This window comes from Vicinamibacterales bacterium, assembly GCA_036504215.1.
Classification (GTDB): Bacteria; Acidobacteriota; Vicinamibacteria; order Vicinamibacterales; family Fen-181; genus FEN-299.
This window is the reverse complement of sequence record DASXVO010000010.1, coordinates 1-18,990: the sequence shown is the minus strand read 5'-3', so window position 1 is coordinate 18,990 and position 18,990 is coordinate 1. Positions and strand designations below refer to the sequence as shown.

At 66.9% G+C, this 18,990-nt stretch carries 16 protein-coding genes; 6 read left to right on the top strand and 10 right to left on the bottom strand.

All coding sequences use genetic code 11. From position 1 onward, the window contains the following. The first annotated feature begins 190 nt into the window (after positions 1-190). From VGK32_02560 to VGK32_02540, 5 genes are all read left to right on the top strand, one after another. Complete coding sequence (locus tag VGK32_02560; GenBank protein ID HEY3380618.1) at positions 191-1,402, top strand: PP2C family protein-serine/threonine phosphatase; 1,212 nt, start codon at positions 191-193, stop codon at positions 1,400-1,402. 167 nt (positions 1,403-1,569) lie between these two features. Next, the gene (locus VGK32_02555; GenBank protein HEY3380617.1) at positions 1,570-4,254 is read left to right on the top strand and encodes a M1 family aminopeptidase; all 2,685 of its coding nucleotides are present in this window, start codon (positions 1,570-1,572) and stop codon (positions 4,252-4,254) included. Positions 4,255-4,360: 106 nt separating this feature from the next. After that, the gene (locus VGK32_02550) at positions 4,361-6,133 is read left to right on the top strand and encodes a molybdopterin-dependent oxidoreductase (protein ID HEY3380616.1); all 1,773 of its coding nucleotides are present in this window, start codon (positions 4,361-4,363) and stop codon (positions 6,131-6,133) included. A 16-nt stretch (positions 6,134-6,149) separates the two neighbouring features. Further along, complete coding sequence (locus VGK32_02545; protein ID HEY3380615.1) at positions 6,150-6,923, top strand: cytochrome c biogenesis protein CcdA; 774 nt, start codon at positions 6,150-6,152, stop codon at positions 6,921-6,923. A 184-nt stretch (positions 6,924-7,107) separates the two neighbouring features. Further along, positions 7,108-8,379 carry a hypothetical protein gene (locus VGK32_02540; protein ID HEY3380614.1) on the top strand — a complete coding sequence of 424 codons (1,272 nt, stop codon included), beginning with the start codon at positions 7,108-7,110 and terminating at the stop codon, positions 8,377-8,379. Between the two features lie 147 nt (positions 8,380-8,526). Here the strand turns inward: VGK32_02540 and VGK32_02535 are convergent, their stop codons facing one another. The 3 genes from VGK32_02535 to VGK32_02525 all read right to left on the bottom strand — a co-directional run bounded on the left by VGK32_02535 (position 8,527) and on the right by VGK32_02525 (position 12,040). Beyond that, positions 8,527-8,970, bottom strand: a complete 444-nt coding sequence (locus VGK32_02535; GenBank protein ID HEY3380613.1) for a PDZ domain-containing protein — start codon at positions 8,968-8,970, stop codon at positions 8,527-8,529. A 352-nt stretch (positions 8,971-9,322) separates the two neighbouring features. Further along, the gene (locus VGK32_02530; GenBank protein HEY3380612.1) at positions 9,323-10,165 is read right to left on the bottom strand and encodes a serine hydrolase; all 843 of its coding nucleotides are present in this window, start codon (positions 10,163-10,165) and stop codon (positions 9,323-9,325) included. 81 nt (positions 10,166-10,246) lie between these two features. Further along, positions 10,247-12,040, bottom strand: coding sequence for a SpoIIE family protein phosphatase (locus VGK32_02525; GenBank protein ID HEY3380611.1), 1,794 nt, complete (start codon positions 12,038-12,040; stop codon positions 10,247-10,249). A 146-nt stretch (positions 12,041-12,186) separates the two neighbouring features. Between VGK32_02525 and fabZ the strand changes: the two genes are divergently transcribed. Continuing rightward, positions 12,187-12,651: a 3-hydroxyacyl-ACP dehydratase FabZ gene (fabZ, locus tag VGK32_02520; GenBank protein HEY3380610.1), complete on the top strand. Its 465-nt coding sequence runs from the start codon at positions 12,187-12,189 to the stop codon at positions 12,649-12,651. Position 12,652: 1 nt separating this feature from the next. Here fabZ and VGK32_02515 read toward each other — a convergent pair whose 3' ends face one another. From VGK32_02515 to VGK32_02485, 7 genes are all read right to left on the bottom strand, one after another. After that, entirely contained in the window at positions 12,653-13,615 is a 963-nt protein-coding gene (locus VGK32_02515) for an HD domain-containing protein (GenBank protein ID HEY3380609.1), read from the bottom strand. Between the two features lie 82 nt (positions 13,616-13,697). Beyond that, positions 13,698-14,786: an EamA family transporter gene (locus VGK32_02510; protein ID HEY3380608.1), complete on the bottom strand. Its 1,089-nt coding sequence runs from the start codon at positions 14,784-14,786 to the stop codon at positions 13,698-13,700. A 59-nt stretch (positions 14,787-14,845) separates the two neighbouring features. Further along, positions 14,846-16,054 carry a GGDEF domain-containing protein gene (locus VGK32_02505; GenBank protein ID HEY3380607.1) on the bottom strand — a complete coding sequence of 403 codons (1,209 nt, stop codon included), beginning with the start codon at positions 16,052-16,054 and terminating at the stop codon, positions 14,846-14,848. A gap of 172 nt (positions 16,055-16,226) precedes the next feature. Then, complete coding sequence (locus tag VGK32_02500; protein ID HEY3380606.1) at positions 16,227-16,919, bottom strand: CsgG/HfaB family protein; 693 nt, start codon at positions 16,917-16,919, stop codon at positions 16,227-16,229. Between the two features lie 280 nt (positions 16,920-17,199). Next, positions 17,200-17,574, bottom strand: coding sequence for a PIN domain-containing protein (locus VGK32_02495; GenBank protein HEY3380605.1), 375 nt, complete (start codon positions 17,572-17,574; stop codon positions 17,200-17,202). Further along, positions 17,571-17,774, bottom strand: coding sequence for a hypothetical protein (locus VGK32_02490; protein ID HEY3380604.1), 204 nt, complete (start codon positions 17,772-17,774; stop codon positions 17,571-17,573). The genes VGK32_02495 and VGK32_02490 overlap by 4 nt, the downstream gene beginning before the upstream one ends. Positions 17,775-17,793: 19 nt before the next feature. After that, positions 17,794-18,231: a hypothetical protein gene (locus VGK32_02485; protein HEY3380603.1), complete on the bottom strand. Its 438-nt coding sequence runs from the start codon at positions 18,229-18,231 to the stop codon at positions 17,794-17,796. Positions 18,232-18,990 lie beyond the last annotated feature (759 nt).

The window sequence follows — 18,990 nt, the reverse complement described above, 5'->3', positions numbered from 1 at the left end:
CAGGTGCGGTGCTGAGGGTGCCAGGGGTGCTGGAGGTGCTGCAGGTGCGGTGCTGAGGGTGCTGGAGGTGCTGCAGCTGCCGTGCTGAAGGCGCTGGACGTTCTGCACCTCCGGCAGCCGCAGCTCGAGCACCGTCGGCACCGGTCGTGAACCGTCCTGATCCCGTTTTCGTCTACGTAGAGGACGAACCATGGCGGCGCACAAGTCGAAATTGCCTGACCGGGCGCGCGCCTTTCTCGAGGCGTACACCCACGGCCTCAAGCGCGAGGACCTGCCGCGGCTGTTCACCCGCGACACGCGCGAGGCCTACCGGTTCTTTGCCCGCCGCATCGACGAGGATACGCTCTCCGGCCTTCCGGCACACAAGCGACTGCTCGGCCGCGCGCGCCTCCTCTTCTGGGCGTTCACACTCCGATTGTCGCCGGCTCGCCGCGTGCTCTTCGGCGTCTCGCTGCTGCTGGCGTGTCTCGGCTTCGTTCAGCTGTTCCGCGGCCTGGGGGGCGTCCGGCTGCCGCTTCCGGTCGGCCCTTTCATCGTCACCTTCGGCCTGCTCTTCCCGAGCTGGGCGGACGGCGCCGGCACGTTGTTCCTGTCGCTCGTTCTGGTGAACCTGCTGGTTCTGCTCGAGGTGGCCGATCGCCTGTCGCTCAAGAACGACCTCGAGATCGCCCGCGAAATCCAGTATGCGATGCTGCCGCAGGCGATCTACCAGTCGGACGCCTTCGAGGTGTTCGGCCTGACGCGACCCGCCAACACGGTTGGCGGCGATTTCTATGACGTCCAGCCGCTGCCGGACGGCCGTATCGTGGTCACCCTTGGCGACGTGGCCGGCAAGGGCAGCCCAGCCGCCCTCCTGATGGCCCTGCTGCTGGCCATGTTCCGAACGCTGGTGGACGAGGGCCTCGAAGCCGCCGCTCTGGCCGAACGGCTGAACATCCAGATCTCGCGACACTCCCCTGCTTCGCGCTTCATCACGCTCTTCTTCGCTTTCTGCGATCCGTCCACCGGTCGCCTCGTCTATGTCAACGCCGGCCATATGCCTGGCATGCTCAGGCGCAGGGACGGCAGGTTCGAGTCGCTGTCGGGCGGCGGCATCGCTCTCGGCATGTTCGATGGCTCGCGCTACGAGTCGCGCGAGGCCACCATGGAACCTGGCGACACGCTCGTGCTCTACAGCGACGGTGTGACCGAGGCCGAGAACCACAAGGGGCAGGCGTTCGAGGAGGCCGGCCTACAGCGGATTGTGGATGTCCACGCGAGCGACTCCCCGCGCGACCTCGCGCAGGCCATCCTCCGCGTGGTCGAAGTCCACGCCCAGGAAACCTACCTGGCCGACGATGTGACGCTCCTGGTGGTTCGCCGAAGGACGGGCAGGACGGGCAAGCAGCAACGGTCTGCCTGACCCGCCGCCGTTCGGAGGATCGGCTGACGCGGCCCGGTCTGCGCTCCCGCCTTCGTTGCTCCGCAACTTCGGCGACGCAGGGCCGGACTGCGGGTAGGATGTGTCATCAATCGGCCCGCCCAACGTCACACCGGGGCCACGACGGCACAACTAAAGTGAAGGTGTCGATGAAGCATCTCGTCCTGGCCATCGTCTGCGCGGCGTGCCTGTCGGGCACAGCGTGGGCGCAGCCTGCCTCCTCGACAGACGGTGTGGCGGCGCTGCTCGGCCGGCTCGAGCAGGTCGTGCGCGGCGGCGACGCCGAGCGCTACGCGGATCTGCTTTCCGGCGTGGCCGACCGCGAACGCGCGATGACCTTCGCCCGCTCCACCATCTCCCCTGCGATCACCCGCGTGGTCGTCCGCGAGCGTGACCGGGCCGAACTGGCCGGCAATCTTCCCGGCGACGGGTATCAACTGCTACTCGAGGTGTTCATCGAGACCGGTGTGCGCGCGCGCCTCACCACATGGCGCCTCGACGTGCGGCGGCGGGGCCGCAACTCCGAGGAGTGGGGCATCGCCTACCAGGAACTCATTTCGACGCTGCAGGGCCTTTACCGCCTTGCGCTCAATCCAAGGCGGCAGATGGTGTTCAAGGACCTCGTCGTGACTGCCGAGGACCTTCGCCTGACCGTGGCAGAGGGCTCGCTGTTCGTCGCCGACGTCGACGGCGGCGCGACCGCGTTCGTGGTCCTCGGCCACGGCGAGATGAGCTTTGCGCCGGGGCAAACGACCGAGCGCGGCCAGGTGCGGCTCTTCTCGGGCGCGGAGACGCTTCAGTCCGGGTTCGAGGCCTTCTTCTTCCGCATCAACCCGGGCGACCTCGGCGCGCACGCCAGAACAAAGGAGATCGTCCAGCGGCCGGTGGACCCGCGCGACTTCAAACGCGCGGACGAGATCTTCCGCCAGGAGTTGGGCAAGTCGTTCGGCCTCGACCTTGGCGAGATGAGCAGCGACACGTGGTCGCTCCTCCCAGGCTCTGGCGACTTTCTCGCCGAGATCCGGACGCGTCGGTTCGACACGCTGACGTACACGCGGTCGTCGAACGAGATCGAGGACATCTCGCTCTACGACCGGAGGAATCGGCGGAACATCGCGGTCTACTCGTCGCAGGATCACCTCCGGAGCTTCACGCGTTTCTACGACGAGGACGACAAGGTCGATTACCGCGTCCATTCGTACGACATCGACGTCTCGTTCGCGCCCGCGCGCAGGTGGATCGAGGGACGCGCCCGGCTCGACATCGAGATTCAGGGAAAGGGTTCCAACACCATCACGCTGCGGCTGGCCGATTCGTTGTCGGTCCGGTCCGTCACGTCCGGCGACTACGGCCGGCTGCTGTGCGTCCGCGTCCACAACCAGAACAGCGTCGTGGTCAACCTGCCCGCCACATTGGTCAAAGGGACGCGCACCACGCTCACGGTGATGTACTCGGGAACGCTGCAGCCGCAGTCGATCGATCACGAAGCGTTGACACTGACGCCGCAGATGCCGCAGTTCCCCGAATCCGAGCAGTCCGAGATCCCGCTCGAGGAGAGCTTCCTCTACAGCAACCGCAGCTACTGGTATCCGCAGGCCACGACCGCGTCGTACGCGAACGCGACGATGCGGATCGTGGTGCCGGAACCGTACAGCTGTGCGGCCAGCGGCGATCCCGTGTCCACCGAGAAGCTGGTGCCGTCCCCGCAGAACCCCGGTTCGTCGCGGGCCTTCTCGTTCATCGTCTCGCAGCCCGCGAGGTACCTGTCGTTCATCGTGGCGTCGCTCGCCATCGCCCGCCACGAGAAGGTGGCGCTCGCCCCGCTCGTCGAAGCCGCTCGTGCGCTTCGGAGCCCTGGCGTGTATTACGACGACCTGGATCTCTCGGTCAGGACGAACCCGAGGCTGAGGGCGCGCGGACCAGACATGGCTCGGTCGGCCGGCCAGATCCTGCGGTTCTACACGTCGCTCGTCGGCGACTGCCCGTACCCGACGCTGACGGCCGTGGCCGTCGAGCGGCGGCTGCCCGGCGGCCACAGCCCCGCCTATCTGTCCGTCATCTCGCTGCCGACGGCGACGGGCCCGATTCGATGGGCCGACGACCCGGCGTCGTTCCCTGATTTCCCCGAGTTCTTCCTCGCGCATGAAATCGCGCACCAGTGGTGGGGACAGGCGATCGGCTGGAAGAACTACCACGAGCAATGGCTGAGCGAAGGGATCTCGCAGTACTTTGCCGCGCTCTATGCGGAGAAGGCGCGCGGTCGCGGCGTCTTCGACAGCATCATCCGGCGGATGCACCGGTGGGGTGTCGGGGAATCGAACCAGGGCCCGGTGTTCCTCGGCTACCGCATCGGCCACATCAAGGGCGAGAGCCGGACGTTCCGCGCGGTCGTGTACAACAAGAGCGCGATGGTGCTCCACATGCTGCGGCGGCTGCTGGGCGACCAGGTGTTCTTCGGCGGGCTCCGCCGGTTCTACGACACGTGGCGGTTCCGCAAGGCCGGATCGGAAGACCTGCGCCAGGCGATGGAGCAGGAATCGGGCATGAACCTGGAGCGCTTCTTCGAGCGCTGGATCTATGGTGACGGACTCCCCGAGGTGACGTTCACCTCCCGCGTCGAGGACTCACCCGCCGGCCCGGTGGCCGTGCTGCACTTCGAGCAGACGGGCGAGGTGTACGACGTGCCCGTCACCGTCACGCTCGACTACACCGACAGGCCCGCAGCCGACCTCATCGTGAAACTCACCGACAAGACCCTGGAAACCCGCGTCCCTCTGGCCGGGAAGCTCCGCAAGATCGACATCAACCGCGACGAAGCCGCGCTCCTGAAGTAGATCACGGTTCGACGCCGAGGCCACCGAGGCCGCGAAGGCCTGCCCCTTGACGGCTGACTCCAGGCTCCTGGCTCCTGACTCCTGACTCCTGTTATTATCGCCGTATATGGACACCGTCACGTTGAGCATTGACGGCCGTGCCCTCACGGTCGGGAAGGGGAAGACCGTCCTCCAGGCGGCAATCGAGAACGGCATCCATATTCCCCACTACTGCTACCATCCGGCGCTCGGCGTGGATGGCTCCTGCCGCGTCTGCATCGTCCGCATCGAGAAGATGCCGAAGTTGCAGACGGCGTGCTCGACGATCTGCGCCGACGGGATGGTCGTGGACACGCAGTCGCCAGAGGTCGTTGCGGCGCGTGCTTCCGTGTTCGAGTTCCTGCTGCTCAACCACCCTCTCGACTGCCCGGTGTGCGACAAGGGCGGCGAGTGCCCGCTGCAGGACTACTCCTACACGTTCGGCCCGGACGCCAGCCGGATGGACTTCCCGCGACGTGTGTTCGACGGCGAAGGGGTGAAGGGCGACGTCGATTTCGGTCCGACGCTGATGCTGAACCGGCAGCGCTGCATCCTGTGCACACGCTGCGTGCGGTTCATGAAGGACGTGGACGGCGACGCGCAGATCTCCATCCAGGACCGCGGTTACGGCAGCCAGATCGTCACCTTCCAGGAAGAGGGCGTCCACTCGCTGCTGAGCGGCAACCTGATGGATGTCTGCCCGGTGGGCGCGATCACGACGCGTGACTACCGGTTCAAGTCGCGGCCGTGGGACAACCCGGTGGCCGTCGACACCATCTGCACGCTCTGCTCGAAGGGCTGCAACATCACCGCGTGGCTGCGCGCCAAGCCCGAGTGGGCAAAGGGCCCGCGGATCGCCCGCATCACGCCGCGGTTCGAGCCGGAAGTCAACGAGTTCTGGATGTGCGACATCGGGCGCTTCGACTACCACTTCGTCGAAGGCGACGACCGGCTCACGCACCCGCTCGTGCGCGACGCGGCGGGCGTACTGCAGCCGTCGAGTTGGTACGACGTGATGGTGGCGCTTCGCCATGCGATGGCAGCGCTCGGCGATGTGGCGCGCGACGGCACCAGGTTCCTCGTGTCGGCGCATGCCTCGCTCGAGGAACTCGCGGTTCTCGGTCGGATCGCGCGCAGCGTCCAGGGTGATGGCGCTGAACAGCGGATCGCCGTGAGCTGGCGCATGAGCGAGAAGAAGCAGCCGGCCCGCGTGAAGTTCACGGTGCCGCGCGTCGACGCTCCGAATCGCAACGGCGCGCGCGATCTCGGCCTGAATGTTGTCGAGACGACATCGGGCGAGGCGGATCTGTCGGAACTGCGTGCGGCGGTCGAGGCGGGACACGTGGCGGCCGTCTACGTGCTCGACCCGGGCCCGGCCGGCTCCATGGGCGAGGTCTCCTGGCTCATCGAGGCGCGGCGAAGCGGACGCGTGAAGGCACTCGTCGTCCAGGGTGTGCTCATGTCGGACCTCGCCCGCGCGGCCGACTTCGTCCTGCCCGGCGCCAGCTACCTTGAAAAGGACGCGTGCTACACGAACGACCAGGGCCGCGTGCAGGCTGCTGCGCAGGCCGTGGCGCCGCCCGGCGACGCCATGGAGGACTGGCGGGTCCTGCAGAACTTCGGCCTGACGATCGGCGTGGCCGCCATCTACACCAACTCGGCCGGAATCCGCGCCGACATCGGCGCAGCGATGTCCGACCGCCCGGGCTATGCGGGCCTCGCGCACGTCACGTTCGCGCGCCCGACCGTCGCGAAGAACTGGCTCCAGACGTCGAATCCCTCCGAGCGCCAGAAGTGGGACTCGCTCTTCAAGGACCTGCCGCCAGTCAAGTTCAAGGATTCGGAGGAAGCCAGCTCCTGACTCCTGGCCCTGTCGTATGGAATCACTGACCGCCTTGCTCCAGCGCGTGTCGCTCGACACGCTGTCGCCCCTCTCGCTGCTCGTCGCGTTCGTCGGCGGCGTGCTGTCGTTCGTCTCACCCTGCGTGCTGCCGCTGATTCCCGGTTACATCTCGTTCATCTCAGGGGCGACGCTCGATCAGATGCGCGGCCAGCCCGGCGCCGTGGAACAGGGCGCCACCCGGCGCATCGTTCTCACGTCGATCGCCTTTGTCGTTGGCTTCTCGTTGGTGTTCGTGGCATTCGGCGCCACAGCCAGCGCGGTCGGCGCGATGCTGGGGTCCTACAAGTCCAGGATCGCCTACGTGGCCGGCGCCGTGCTGATCGTGCTCGGCCTGCACATGATGGGCGTGTTCCGCCTGGGTTTCCTGGACTACGAGAAGCGCGCGCAGACCAAGGCGCGGCCGACCGGGTTGTTCGGCGCAGCGCTCGTGGGCATCGCGTTCGCATTCGGCTGGACGCCGTGCATCGGCCCGATCCTCGGCGGCATCCTGACGATCGCCGGCGCGCAGGACAGCGTGATGCAGGGCGTGGTGATGCTGGCCGCGTACTCGGCGGGCCTTGGCGTGCCGTTCCTGCTGACCGCTCTCGCCATCAACAAGTTCTTCGCGGCCTTCGCGCGGATCCGCAAGTACTACCACGCGATTGAGGTCGTCTCGGGCGTGCTCCTGATCGCCATCGGCCTCCTGATGCTCCTCAACCGCCTGACCATCATCACGAACTTCCTGCAGCCATATCTGCCGCAGATCTGACCAGAAGGCGGGAAGGCGGACTGGTGGACTGGCGGCCGCGCCCCACCGCGAAATGCGCGGTCCCGCAGGCAGCCCCAGGCGGGACAGGGCAGTCCGGCACCTGGCACCAGCACCTGGCACATTCCCGCGCACATACCACTTCGCACGTAGCACTTCGCACCCTTTTGTGGTAATACGTCTGCCCATGAGCAGCAGGATCCTGAGGACCGCGCTCGTGCTCCTGGCTGTGGCCGGACTGGGCAGCGCAGGGTTCTTCGTGTTCCAGACCGAGCAGAGGCTCGCCGCCTCGCGGGAATCGATCCGGCAGTTCGATCGCGAGGCCTCGCGCGTGCTGATCGTGGCTGGCGAATTGCGCGGCGCGCACGCCGCCGTGCTCGCCGCCGGGCAGGACCCGGCCTTCTGGAGCAGCAAGGTCGGCAGCCTGCGGCTCGACACCGACGCAGCATTGAAGAAGATCGAACGTCCGGGCCTGGCGCCGGAGACCGCGCTGGAACTGAAGAATGCCAGGGATGCGCTCGCCGCGTTCGAGAAGACCGACGATCGCGTCCGCGAGCTTCTCAGTTCGAACCAGCCGCTCACCGCCTCGATGCTCGTCTTCGGCGAGGCGAGCCAACACGTCACCGCCGCGCTCGATGCATTGGCCGGTGCGCGTACGGCCCAGGTCGCCGAGTCGGACCGGACGATGGTGCGACTGCGCGAGCAGCAGGTCTACGCCCTGCTCGGCGCGGCAGGACTGACACTGGCCGTGTTGCTGCTGCTGCTGCCCCGTGCGCCCATGCCGGCGGCGGCCGATGACAACCCCTCGTCGACAACGGGCCTTGGCCTGTCGTTGAACTCCGCGTCGCCGCAGGACGTTGACGCGCTCGGGCGGTCCGGGTTCGACCTCGATTTCACGCAGCCAGCCGTCGCTCCGCCGACCCCGGACGTCGTCCCCGAACCGCAACGGGAATCGGAAGAGCAGTTGACCGCCGGCCTGCAGAGTGAGTCGCGCCTTCGGCTCAATACCGACGCGCAGCTGGATCTCCCCGGCGCAGCCCGGTTGTGCTCCGACATGGCGCGGATCAAGGACGCGGGCGAATTGCCCCAACTCCTGTCACGCGCGGCCGACCTGCTCGATGCGTCGGGCATCGTCGTATGGCTTGGCGGAGTGAGCGGCGACCAACTGCGGCCCGCGTTCAGCCATGGCTACGGCGCGCACACGCTGGCCAAGATGCAGGCGCTGCCGCGCCTGGGCGAGAACGCGGTGTCGGCGGCCTACCGAGATTCCAGATTGGAGGTCGTCCCGGCCGGCAGCCGCCGCAGCGGCGCCATCGTCACGCCGATCACCACCGCCGCCGGATGCGTCGGCGCCATGGCCGCAGAAATCCGCCACGGCGGCGAAGCCAACGCCAGCGTGCAGGCGATCGCAACAATCATCGCGGCACAACTGGCAACGTTGGTTCTTGAAGAGAGATAAGTGCGGCGTGCTATGTGCGCTGTTCAAAGCGCGCAGAGAAGTGCCGAGCGCCCCGTGAAATGTGCGCCGGCAGCCGTTCCGCACCCGGCAGTTCGCACCTCGCACCTTTCACCCGCACGTAGCATCTGGCGCAGCACTTTTCTCCGCTCACACCTCCCCCAGCTCAGTCCTCTCCGCCAGCATGACCTTGATCGTCAGCGCCTTCTTGTCGCGGTAGATCTCGAGGGTGGCTTCCTGGCCGTTCGGCACGTCGCGGAGCCGATCCACGAGGTTGTCGGTGGTCCGAACCGCCTGGCCGTTGACCGACGAGATGATGTCGCCCGCCTTCAGGCCCGAGCGCGAAGCGGCGGTGTTCGGGTTGACCGTGGCTACGAGGACGCCGCCACTGCCGAAGAACTCGGTCAACTGCGGGGTCAGCTCCTGCGCGACGATGCCCAGGCGGCCGGCACCAGGCGCCCACTCGAAATGCCCCAGCCTCGGGCTGCGGGCGACCGCGCGCAGCCCCTCGTCGAGCTGGCGCTGGATCTCGAAGCCGAGGTCCCGGTCGAACAGGCGGTCGCGCGCTTCCTCCGACCGTGCCTGCGGCGTCACCGACAGCTCCATCTAGACGTTTGGACAGTCGATTAGGTCGGGCGGGCACCGGGTTGGTGGGAGTTGGAGGTCGGTTCGATGAGTGGAAGTCAGTCGCGCGAAGCCGGATGCCCTGCCAGACAATTCGGGATGCGACGATGCCAGCGCCTGCCTGAGTTAATGGTGCATCCCGCCGATTCCGCGCGACTGCCTCTGGTCATTTCAAATCCTGTGCCGGGTCGTCTTGCCCAAGATCCGGCCTGAATGTGGCGCTGTCTGGCCGGATGGCGACCCGGCGTCCTTGTCCGTGGACGCGGACCCGGGGACAGAGGACAGAGACCAGGGCGCGCCGGCCTGCTCGAGACCCGCATTCTCAGTTCCGCCCGATCTGTCGTCCGTATTCCGTGCCGGCGGCAAGTCGGCTGAAGTACCCGTAGGCTACTCGCGCCAGGTCCTCGATCGCCTTGTTTCCGGCATCGTCGTCCTGCAGGTATGTCGCCATCACGGAGATGATGTACGGGCGATTCTCGACAAAGACGATGCCCGAGTCGACGCGGACGCCCTCGAGTTCGCCCGGCTTGCTGGCGATGTCGACGGTTTCCGGAATGGCGCGAATGACCGGGGTGGACTTCGACTCGTTGCGCGTCTTGAGGATGCGCAGCGCCTCGTCGCGACTCTGAGGCGACAGGCCCGTACCGCGGTAGAAGGTCTCGAACAACCGCGCGATCTCGTCGGCGGAGGACACGTTCTCGTCGCCGCGCCTGGCCGCCGCGCCGTCGAGCATGTGGCGCCGCAGTTTCGTGTCCTTCAGGCCGAGGCTTCGCATCCGGGCGGTCACCGCCTCCATACCGACGACATCCATGAGGACGTTGGTGGCGGTGTTGTCGCTCAGGATGATCATCAGCATCGCGTAGTCGCGCAGCGCCAGTGACGGCGTGCCGAGATTGAACAGGACGCCGCTGCCCTCGACTGCCTTCTTCCGGTCGAGCGGCCGGACGTCGTCGAGCTTCAGCTTGCCCTCTTCCGCCTGCTTGATCAGTTCGTAGAGGATCGCGATCTTGATGGTGGACGCCGTGGGCTGGACGTTCTGCTCGAGGCGCGCCGCGAACTGCTTCTTCAGCACGTCCGCCGACGGACTGGCCGGCGAAGCCGCGGGCTGGGCAGACGCGAGGGTCGGAACCAGCAGCAGCAGAACGAGGCTCGATCCAAACCGCATCGTCTTCCTCCCAAGGGCTCGAGCCGCAGGCCGTGAGCCGTGCATGGTTCGTCTCGGCGCTCTCTGCGTGCTCCGTGTCGATTACGTGATTCGCACCGCCACGGCCGTCATGTCGTCGTTCGGGGGCTCGTCGCCGCGGAAGTCGTGCACCGAGCTGAAGATCTGGTCCACGATCTCGCGTGCGGACAGGTGCCGCGCTCGCGCGATCGTCTCCATGAGCCGTGCCGACCCGTACTCGCTGCCGGTGCCGTTCATCGCCTCGTAGATGCCGTCCGTGCAGAACACGAACAGGTCTCCGGATGAGAGGTCGAACGTCATCTCGTCGTATGAGGATCCGCCGAAGGACCCGAGCGGCACGCCCGCCAATTCGATCGGCGCGCACCCGTCAGCCGTGCACCGGATGGGATAGGGCAAGCCCGAGTTCGCGAGCATCACCGTGCGGCGCTTCATGTCGAACACCGCGTAGCACAGCGTGCAGTAGTACTCCTCGAGCTGACGTTCGTGGAGAATGGTGTTCACCGACGACAGCACCGTGGCCGGGCTGAATCCCTGCGGGGTGTAGCGGCGGCGGAACGTGCGCGACCGGATCAGCTCGCCGGCGAACGCCCCGTAGAGGGCGGCCGGCACGCCCTTTCCCGAGACGTCACCAACCGCGACCACGAGCGTGTTCGCGTCGGGAAGCAGGTAATCGTAGAGGTCGCCGCCAAGCTCGCGCGCCGGCGCGAAGCGGGCGGCGACATCCACGCTCTTCATCCGCTTGGGCAACTCGAGCGGCAGCAATGCGGCCTGCACGCGTTGTGCGAACCGCAACTCGTTCTCGAGGCGCTCCTCGTTCGCGCGAATCGTCTCGTAGAGCCGCGCGTTCTCGATGGCCACGGCCGCCTGGGCGGCCAGCAGCGTCATCACCTCCGCATGGCTCTTCGTGAACGCATCCAGCTCCGGGCTTTCGAGGTCGATGACGCCGATGCACCGATCCTTCACGAGCAGCGGAATCACCAGCTCCGACCGGACATCGTCCACCAGCTTGACGTAGCGCGGGTCTTTCTCGACGTCCGGCACCAACACGATTTCCTTGTGTTGTGCGGCGTAGCCAACCAGACCCTCGCCCACCTTCACCGGCGCGACGGTGGTCTGCTCGCTGTACTTGAGCGCGAGCTTCATCTCGAGATCGTGGCGTTCCTCGTTGATCAGCAGGATTCCAAACGTGCGGTAGTCGATGACGCGCTTGGTGAGCTGCGCGATGCGCGTGAGCAGTTGATTGAGGTCCAGGATCGAGGACACCTCGCGGCCGATCTCGGCCAGCGTCTCGAGCGTTTCCGCGTACTGGCGCTCGCGCTCGAAGAGGCGTGCGTTCTCGATGCCGACCGCGACCGCCGCCGCGAACTGCCGCAGGATCGCCTCGTCCAGGTCGGTGAACTGTCCGACCGCCGGGCTCAACAGGTTGAGGGCGCCAATCACCTTGCCCTTGCGGCGCAGCGGAACCACCAATTCCGAGCGGGTGCCCGGCACGATCTCGACGTACCGCGAGTCGGTGAGCACGTCGTTCACGAGGATGGGCTGCTCTTCGGCCACCGAGCTTCCGACGATGCCCTGCCCCGCCTTCAACCGGAGGCTGCGAGCCCGGTCCTCCGGGTAGCCGACCGAGTATGCAATCGAGAGATCGCCTCGGCGTTCGTCGACGAGATACACCGCGAACGCCTGGTACTCGGTCAACCGGCTGATGAGCTGCGGGATGCGCTGCAGCAGTTCGTCGAGGTTGAGAACGGAGGTGACCTGGCGGCCGAGGTCGAACAGGGTCGTGAGGAGCTGCTGGTCGCTCGGTCGAACGGGTGTCGGACTGATGTTCACGGGCTGATCCGGGATGGATGGGGGCATCGCTGCTCAGGAATACGAGACGAGTGGAAACCAACCGGATTATACTTGCTGGACCCGCAGGGACGGAAACGCCTCACAGGCGCGTCGCCGGGGTTATGTCGCGCGGGTCCTCGGATCCGCAACCGGTTTGCCGAGGTTGATTGTCGATGGATTTGCAGCTTCCTCTCGATTACAGCGCGATCGAACGCATTCTGCCGCATCGCTACCCGTTCTTGCTCGTCGATCGCATCACCGCCTTCGAGCCGGACAAGCGCGTGGTCGGCATCAAGAACGTCTCGCGGGACGATCACCACCTGTCGCGGCAGCCGGGGGAAGATCCGGTGTTTCCGCCGACGATCCTCACCGAGGCCGTCGCCCAGGTCGGCGCGATCCTCATCCTTGCCAAGCCGGAGAACCGCGAAAAGCTGATCTTCTTCATGAGCATGGACCGCGTCCGGTACAAGCGCCCGGTCAAGCCCGGCGACGTGGTCGAAATCGTGGCGACCGTGCGCCGCCTGCGGAGCCGCATGGGCGTGCTGCACGGCGTCGCGCGGGTCAACGGCACGGTTGCGATGACCGGGACCATGACGTTCGCGCTCGGCGACAAGAAACCAGCCGACGCTGCCGGATAAGCTACTCCTTCGCCCCCTTCCAGAACACGCGTGCCAGCTTCGAGTGGTAGCCGGTGAACTCGCCGTCGCCGGTGTCGTCTCTGATGGCCCCGCGCACCATGTTGATCTTCGCGTCGAGATCGTCGATGAACGACAGGATGAAGGCTTCCACCGTCATCGGCACAACCGGGGAACCGAATTCCAGGCAGCCGTGATGTGAGAGGACCAGGTGCTCGATCTCGGTGAGCAGCAGGGGCGGAAAACCGTCGAGGGTGGCCGCCGTTTCGCGGATCAGCCGGGCCCCGAGCATGATGTGGCCGAGCAGCCGCCCTTCGCGGGAGTAGCTGGTCGCCAGGTCGTAGTCGAGTTCCTGCAGCTTGCCGATGTCGTGCAACAACGCGCCCGCAAGCACGAGGTCGGCGTTCGCCTCGTACGCCGTCGCCAGCAACCGTCCCACTTCGGCCATCTGCAGCACGTGCTCGAGGAACCCGGCGCGATACGCGTGATGAAGCGTTTGCGCGGCCGGCCACACCCGCAATTGTGTTTCGTGGTCGCGGGCGATCCGCTCGAGCAACTGCCGAACGTACGGGTTGGCGGCCCCCGCAATTCGCTGCTGGAGCTCCGCCCACATCACGTCGATGGGCCGGGCTGACGACATCACGCAGTCCTCCTCGCGGAAGCCGTCGATGCGGTCTTGATCGGCGTGCACGCGCCGGATGTTCTCGACGATGAGCTGAATTCGTTCGTTGTAGAGGTTGGCGCGCCCCTTCACCTTGACGAACTCGCCGGCCTCGAACTCGCCCTTCAGGCGGTCCACCTCGTCGAACACGCGCGCCTGGATGCGTCCGGTGGCGTCCTGCAGGGTCAGCGACAGGAAGTCGCCATTGCGTCCCGGCCGCACCTCCTTGGTGGTGCACAGGAAGAAGCCGACACCCGCCGAGTCAGCGGTGATCCGGCGAAGCGAGGGAAGCGTGGGCAGCGGCATAGGGCACTCCTTCGTCATGCCACAAGGGCACGAAGATACGGCGGCACGGCGGCAATCGCGACAGTCTCCCTCCGGCCGCCCATCAGCGGTCGGCCCGGACACCAACCGTCTCCGGCCGACCGACGCCGCCGTCCACCGGCGAGCAAGGACGAGCGGGTGCCGTGCGTCCGTGTTCGTTCTTGCTCTCCCGTGCGTGATGTTCGGCCGCCTGCGGGCGGACGGGCGGCTGGTCTCGGTGGCTCGAAGACTCGGCGGCAGCGTTCAGTTCGTTTGGTCCCGTGGTGCGGACGACGGCGACGCCGAGGAGGACGATCAGGGAGGCGACGGCGCCGCGGAGGCCGAAAGGCTCGTTGGCCACGAGCGTGCCCAGGATCACCGCGATGATTGGATTGATATACGAGTAGAGGGAAATCGTCGCAATGGGCAGGTGTTTCAGCGTGTGGAGGTACGCCGAATAGCCGACGATCGATCCGACCACCACCAGGTACGTGAATGCCCACGCGCTGCGTGCGCTGAACGCGAGGCGGGGCCACTCGCCGGTCGCGGAACCAACCGCGATGAGCATCAGGCCGCCGAACACCATCTCGATCGCCGCGCCGCCGAGCGTCTGCTGATCCAGGTGGCTTCGCCGCTGGTGGGCGGACGCGATCGACCAGGTGAGACACGCCCCCTGCAAGGCGATGACCCCCAGCAGGAAGCTCGCGCCCGCCGCTCCGCCCGAGGTCAACTCGGGCCAGACGAGCAGCACGATCCCAGCGAAGCCAATCAGCAGGCCGACCCACGTCAAGGGGCGTGGCCGTTCGCCGCCCGGCCACATCAGCTCGACACCGACCATCCAGAACGGCGTCGTCGCGAGCAGCACGGCCGTGAGGCCGCTCGGCACCCATTGCTCCGCCCACACGACGAAGCCGTTGCCCGCGGTGATGAACAGAAACCCGATGAGCGCGAGCGTCGGCCACGTGCGGAGGCTCGGGAGCCGCCCGCCGCGCGCGACGATGACGGCCGCGAGGATGGTGCCAGCCGTCAGCCAGCGAAGACCGCTGCCGAGCGCCGGAGGAAGCGTTTCGAGACCGATGCGGATCGCGAGGTACGTGGTGCCCCAAATCAGGCAGATGGCAGCCCACGACACGTACGCCAGCCCGGGACCAGAGAAACGAGGAGTGCGCGACACGGCGAGAATTGTACAGCCTCGGGGGCCCGGAGCGCGCGCGAGATCGGCGCGGTGCGGCGCTACGAGGCCGCGAGCATCGCGATGTTGCCGGCCACGCGTACGCGATCGCGGCCTTCGCGTTTGGCGAGGTAGAGAGCTTCGTCGGTGCGGGCGATGAGCGGTGTGGGGTCGATCTCGTTGGCGTGCGCGGTCGCAACGCCGAAGCTGCTGGTGAGGCGCACGATTCCGCCGTTCCAGGCGATCGACAGCTCGGCCAGTTCGCGACGCAGGGTTTCGGCCGCGCGAACGGCGCCGTCGAGCGGCGTCTCGGGAAGGAGAATCAGGAATTCCTCCCCCCCGTAACGGCACTTGAGGTCGCTCGAGCGCAGTGACGCGCGCATCTTCGCGCCAACTTCGGCCAGCACGGCGTCACCGCACAGGTGGCCGTACCGGTCGTTGATGTTCTTGAAGCGATCGATGTCGAACATGATCATCGACACCGGCAGGTGCGACCTGCGGGCACGCATCAGTTCGGCCGCGATTACCTCCATGCCGTGCGCCCGATTCACGCAGCCGGTGAGCGAATCGCGCAGGCTGCTCTCGCGGACCTCCTGGAGCAACTGCACGCTGCGCACCGACACGCCTAGCAGCGCAGCGGCGGCGCCAACGACCAGGCGTCGAGGCGGCGTCAGCGAGGGCGAGTCCGCCGGAATGCCCAGCACGCCAAGGCTGGCGCCGGCGACAATCATCGGGAAGCAAATCTGGCCTTGGTGTTCGATGCCGTCAGGGCGCGCGGCGGTGCCCAGGCTGTCGAGCGCCCCCTGGGTGATGTCCGTCACGTGGACGATCGCGCCCTTCGCGTCGACTTCGGTCGGCCCGAGCACGCTCCGCCAGCTTCCTTCAGCACCCGCCACCACCCAGCCGTCGCGGCTGCCGGTGATCTGCGGCAGGTACTGCAGGACGACATCGCAGATGGCGTCGAGGTCGAAGGACTGCGTGAGCGCGTGCCAGAAGTTGACGAGGCGCTCCAACTCCCTGGCGCGCTCCTGCGCGGCCATCGCCTCGCTGGCGGCCACCGAGGCGCGCTGCTGGAGTTCCCTCCGCCGGCCCTGAACGAAGAGGACGAGCGTGATGGCGGCAATCGCCAATCCGGCCAGCAGGCCCAGGCCGTATGTGCCTTCGAACTGGCGGGTCGCCTCGAGCAGGCGCGACGTCTGCCTCGAGAACGTGACCATCAGCGCGAAGAACAGGCCCACGATGAGCAACACCTCGTGGCGTCCGATCCGCATAGTGCCAACAATACGCTTTCTGGGAGCATTATCGGCGTGATGGCGGGCGGACAGTAGGTGTCGGGACGTGGCTGGCGGATAGGCGATGGTTGCCTGTGGACCGGGCTGCCACGCTGGTGGTGGCAGCCCCGTGACCCACGCGCAACGAGTGACTGGCCTCGACCGACAGTCCTTACTCGAGCCGGTTCCGGGAGGCGATGAGCTTCGCGACGACCTGTTTGACGGCGAGCTCGGTCGCTTCGCCGAGAATCGTGTCGCGGAAATCCGAGGAGCCGATCTGGAACTCGCCCGCGGCGTGGTTGCCGGCGCCGCCGAGGAGCAGGCCGCTGCGGCTGGACGTGCCATCGCCCTTCGCACTCGCCATGATTTCGCCGGAGGACGTGTCGATCATGCGGGCGGTGATCCCCACGTTGGCCTTGCCCTTCTTCGTGCCCACCTCACCGAGGCCGAACCGTCCACCGCCCCAGCCGCCGCCGCCAATCTTCATGTCCTTGTTCTCCATCCCGAACTTCGTGATGGAGCCGACAATCAGGTACTTCACGCCCAGCGCCTTGCCAATCTTGGCAATCTGGGACGCGCTCGGGTCGGCGCGGTCGCTGTTCGAGAAGTTCTGCTCGGCGAGAATCGCGCCGAGCTTCTTCCGCTCGATGACCCGATAGGTGCCGTCCTCGACGAGGCCGTCGACGATCAGGTCGGAAATGCCCTGGCCGATGTCCTGGTTGCCGCTCCACCAGTGCTGGACGGAGCCGAAGTCGAAGTCCAGGAGCGCGACCGTCGGACGCTTGCTCTGGGCAGCCGCCGAACCCGCAACGAGCAGGATGGCCAGGGCCGCGAACAACCACGGGCCACGAGTCAACTTGCGCATGAGTGTCCTCCCGAAATGGTTGAGCCGTAAGGGCAATACATTAGTCCCGCGCGACAGGGGAGTCAATTGGTTGGTGACCCTTGGTTGGTGACGCCTGAATCCGGGCCCCTGAACCCGGGATCGTGGGAGATCGCACCATCCCCCGTGGAGGCATGCCTTGTCTGAGCCCTCGACTCGCAGTTCGAGCGTATCGCTGCCTGTCACCGGGATGAACTGCGCGGCGTGTGCACGAACGATCGAGAACACGCTGAAGGATACACCATGCGTCTCGAGTGAGGGTTCAGGGGAGCTTCAAGGGCCGAACGAGGGCGAAGTTGCGGAAATCGGCATCGCGCGTCACCAGCGCAACTTCGTGGTCGAGGCACGTCTGTGCAATCAGGGCGTCGGCCAGTCGCGCCGTCCGGCCCCGGGCTATGACGGCCGCCCGCAACGCGCCGACTCTCTCCCAGTAGCCGTCCGATACCGACAGCAGCGGCAAGCGCCGGAACAAGGATGCGACGCGCGCCGGCAGGCGCGGATCGCTGAGCAACTCGGCGAGCACGGCAGGCGCCAGACAGGCCTGATGCTCTGTCAGCGCCACCGCGATGGCTTCGACGTCGCTGCCAGGTTCGTCCCTCAGGAACGCGACGATCGAACTCGTGTCGAGGGCGATCATCGGTCCTCGCGCAATGCCTGCCAGTCCACCGAGACCCTGACGCGGCCGCGCAGTCGGCGGAGTTCGTCGTAGGCGGTCGTGGCCGCCACGAGTTGCAGCCCGGTCCGAATGGTGGCCGTGATGCCCTGCCCGGTCGATTTCTGCGCGCGGCGCAGGAGGTCGTCAGGGAGGTCGACCGTGACCTTCTTCACCTTCGCCATGTCGCCAATGATACCAGTATCAATACCAGCATGCATGCTGGTCTGATCGGTCCTCGAGATCTGCCAGGCGGTAGACGTCGGACCCTGCGAATGGGTACTGGCCGACCATCCGCGTGAGGCCTGCGCGGATGGGGGCGGTAATCACCGTGCGGCACATCGCCAGCGCTTCCTGTTCGTCGTGCAGCACCTGCACGAAGTAGCCGCTCTGCCACAGAATGAAGCCCGTGGCCTGCCAGTATCCGAGCGCCGCCGCCTGCCTGAACTGGAAGATCATCTTCTTCAGATCCGCATCGTCTTTTGTGCCGACGATGACCAGGCAGATGCGGGCGGGCAGGAAGCAGTACGCAGATACGGCAAAGTGTTGTGCCGCCGCATGTGTCCGCAACTGCGACAACGTTCGGGAGACGATGGGCGGATGGCAGAAGGCGCGGATGGCGTCGGCCGTGCACAGCGTCAATGAATATCGGTGCCGACCCACATAATCGGTCGCGTCGAGCCTGGCAGGGCAGAATGGGAGCATACCCATCCGAAGGGCAAACGCCGGGCCAGACCGAGGGCCGTCGGCCGCGGGCCGTCCGGCTCGATGCCCTGACGCAGGTGGGCGGTCTACGCCGCGCTTGGCGAGACCCGTGGCTCGGCCTCGCTCACCGCGCGGCAGGCACGGAGGCCGACGTGGACCGGGCCGGCGCGCAGGGCGACTTGGTGAGGTCTTCCGAACCGGAGCCCAGTGCGACGGACCGGGTCGCGGCGGCCGATCCCCGGATCTCGCGCCGCAGGCAGGCACGGAGGCCGACGTGGACCGGGCCGGCGCGCAGGGCGACGTGGTGAGGGCTTCCGAACCGGAGCCCAGTGCGACGGACCGGGTCGCAGCGGCCGATCCCCGGATCTCGCGCCGCAGGCAGGCACGGAGACCGACGTGGACCGGGCTGGCGCGCAGGGCGACTTGGTGAGGGCTTCCGAACCGGAGCCCAGTGTGACGGACCGGGTCGCAGCGGCCGATCCCCGGATCTCGCGCCGCAGGCAGGCACGGAGGCCGACGTGGACCGGGCCGGCGCGCAGGGCGACTTGGTGAGGGCTTCCGAACCGGAGCCCAGTGCGACGGACCGGGCCGCGGCGGCCGATCCCCGGATCTCGCGCCGCGCCGCGCTGTCCGGGCGAAGCCTCCCGGCGGCGGCCTTCCGTCCGATGACAGGCCGCGGGGGGAGAGGACGGGTCC

What these genes read in the sequence shown, in the direction of transcription:
- VGK32_02560 (HEY3380618.1), top strand. Translation starts at nt 191, where the DNA reads ATGGCGGCGCACAAGTCGAAATTGCCTGACCGGGCGCGCGCCTTTCTC.
- VGK32_02555 (HEY3380617.1), top strand. Translation starts at nt 1,570, where the DNA reads ATGAAGCATCTCGTCCTGGCCATCGTCTGCGCGGCGTGCCTGTCGGGC.
- VGK32_02550 (HEY3380616.1), top strand. Translation starts at nt 4,361, where the DNA reads ATGGACACCGTCACGTTGAGCATTGACGGCCGTGCCCTCACGGTCGGG.
- VGK32_02545 (HEY3380615.1), top strand. Translation starts at nt 6,150, where the DNA reads ATGGAATCACTGACCGCCTTGCTCCAGCGCGTGTCGCTCGACACGCTG.
- VGK32_02540 (HEY3380614.1), top strand. Translation starts at nt 7,108, where the DNA reads ATGAGCAGCAGGATCCTGAGGACCGCGCTCGTGCTCCTGGCTGTGGCC.
- VGK32_02530 (HEY3380612.1), bottom strand. Translation starts at nt 10,165, where the DNA reads ATGCGGTTTGGATCGAGCCTCGTTCTGCTGCTGCTGGTTCCGACCCTC.
- VGK32_02525 (HEY3380611.1), bottom strand. Translation starts at nt 12,040, where the DNA reads ATGCCCCCATCCATCCCGGATCAGCCCGTGAACATCAGTCCGACACCC.
- fabZ (HEY3380610.1), top strand. Translation starts at nt 12,187, where the DNA reads ATGGATTTGCAGCTTCCTCTCGATTACAGCGCGATCGAACGCATTCTG.
- VGK32_02515 (HEY3380609.1), bottom strand. Translation starts at nt 13,615, where the DNA reads ATGCCGCTGCCCACGCTTCCCTCGCTTCGCCGGATCACCGCTGACTCG.
- VGK32_02505 (HEY3380607.1), bottom strand. Translation starts at nt 16,054, where the DNA reads ATGCGGATCGGACGCCACGAGGTGTTGCTCATCGTGGGCCTGTTCTTC.
- VGK32_02500 (HEY3380606.1), bottom strand. Translation starts at nt 16,919, where the DNA reads ATGCGCAAGTTGACTCGTGGCCCGTGGTTGTTCGCGGCCCTGGCCATC.
- VGK32_02495 (HEY3380605.1), bottom strand. Translation starts at nt 17,574, where the DNA reads ATGATCGCCCTCGACACGAGTTCGATCGTCGCGTTCCTGAGGGACGAA.
- VGK32_02490 (HEY3380604.1), bottom strand. Translation starts at nt 17,774, where the DNA reads ATGGCGAAGGTGAAGAAGGTCACGGTCGACCTCCCTGACGACCTCCTG.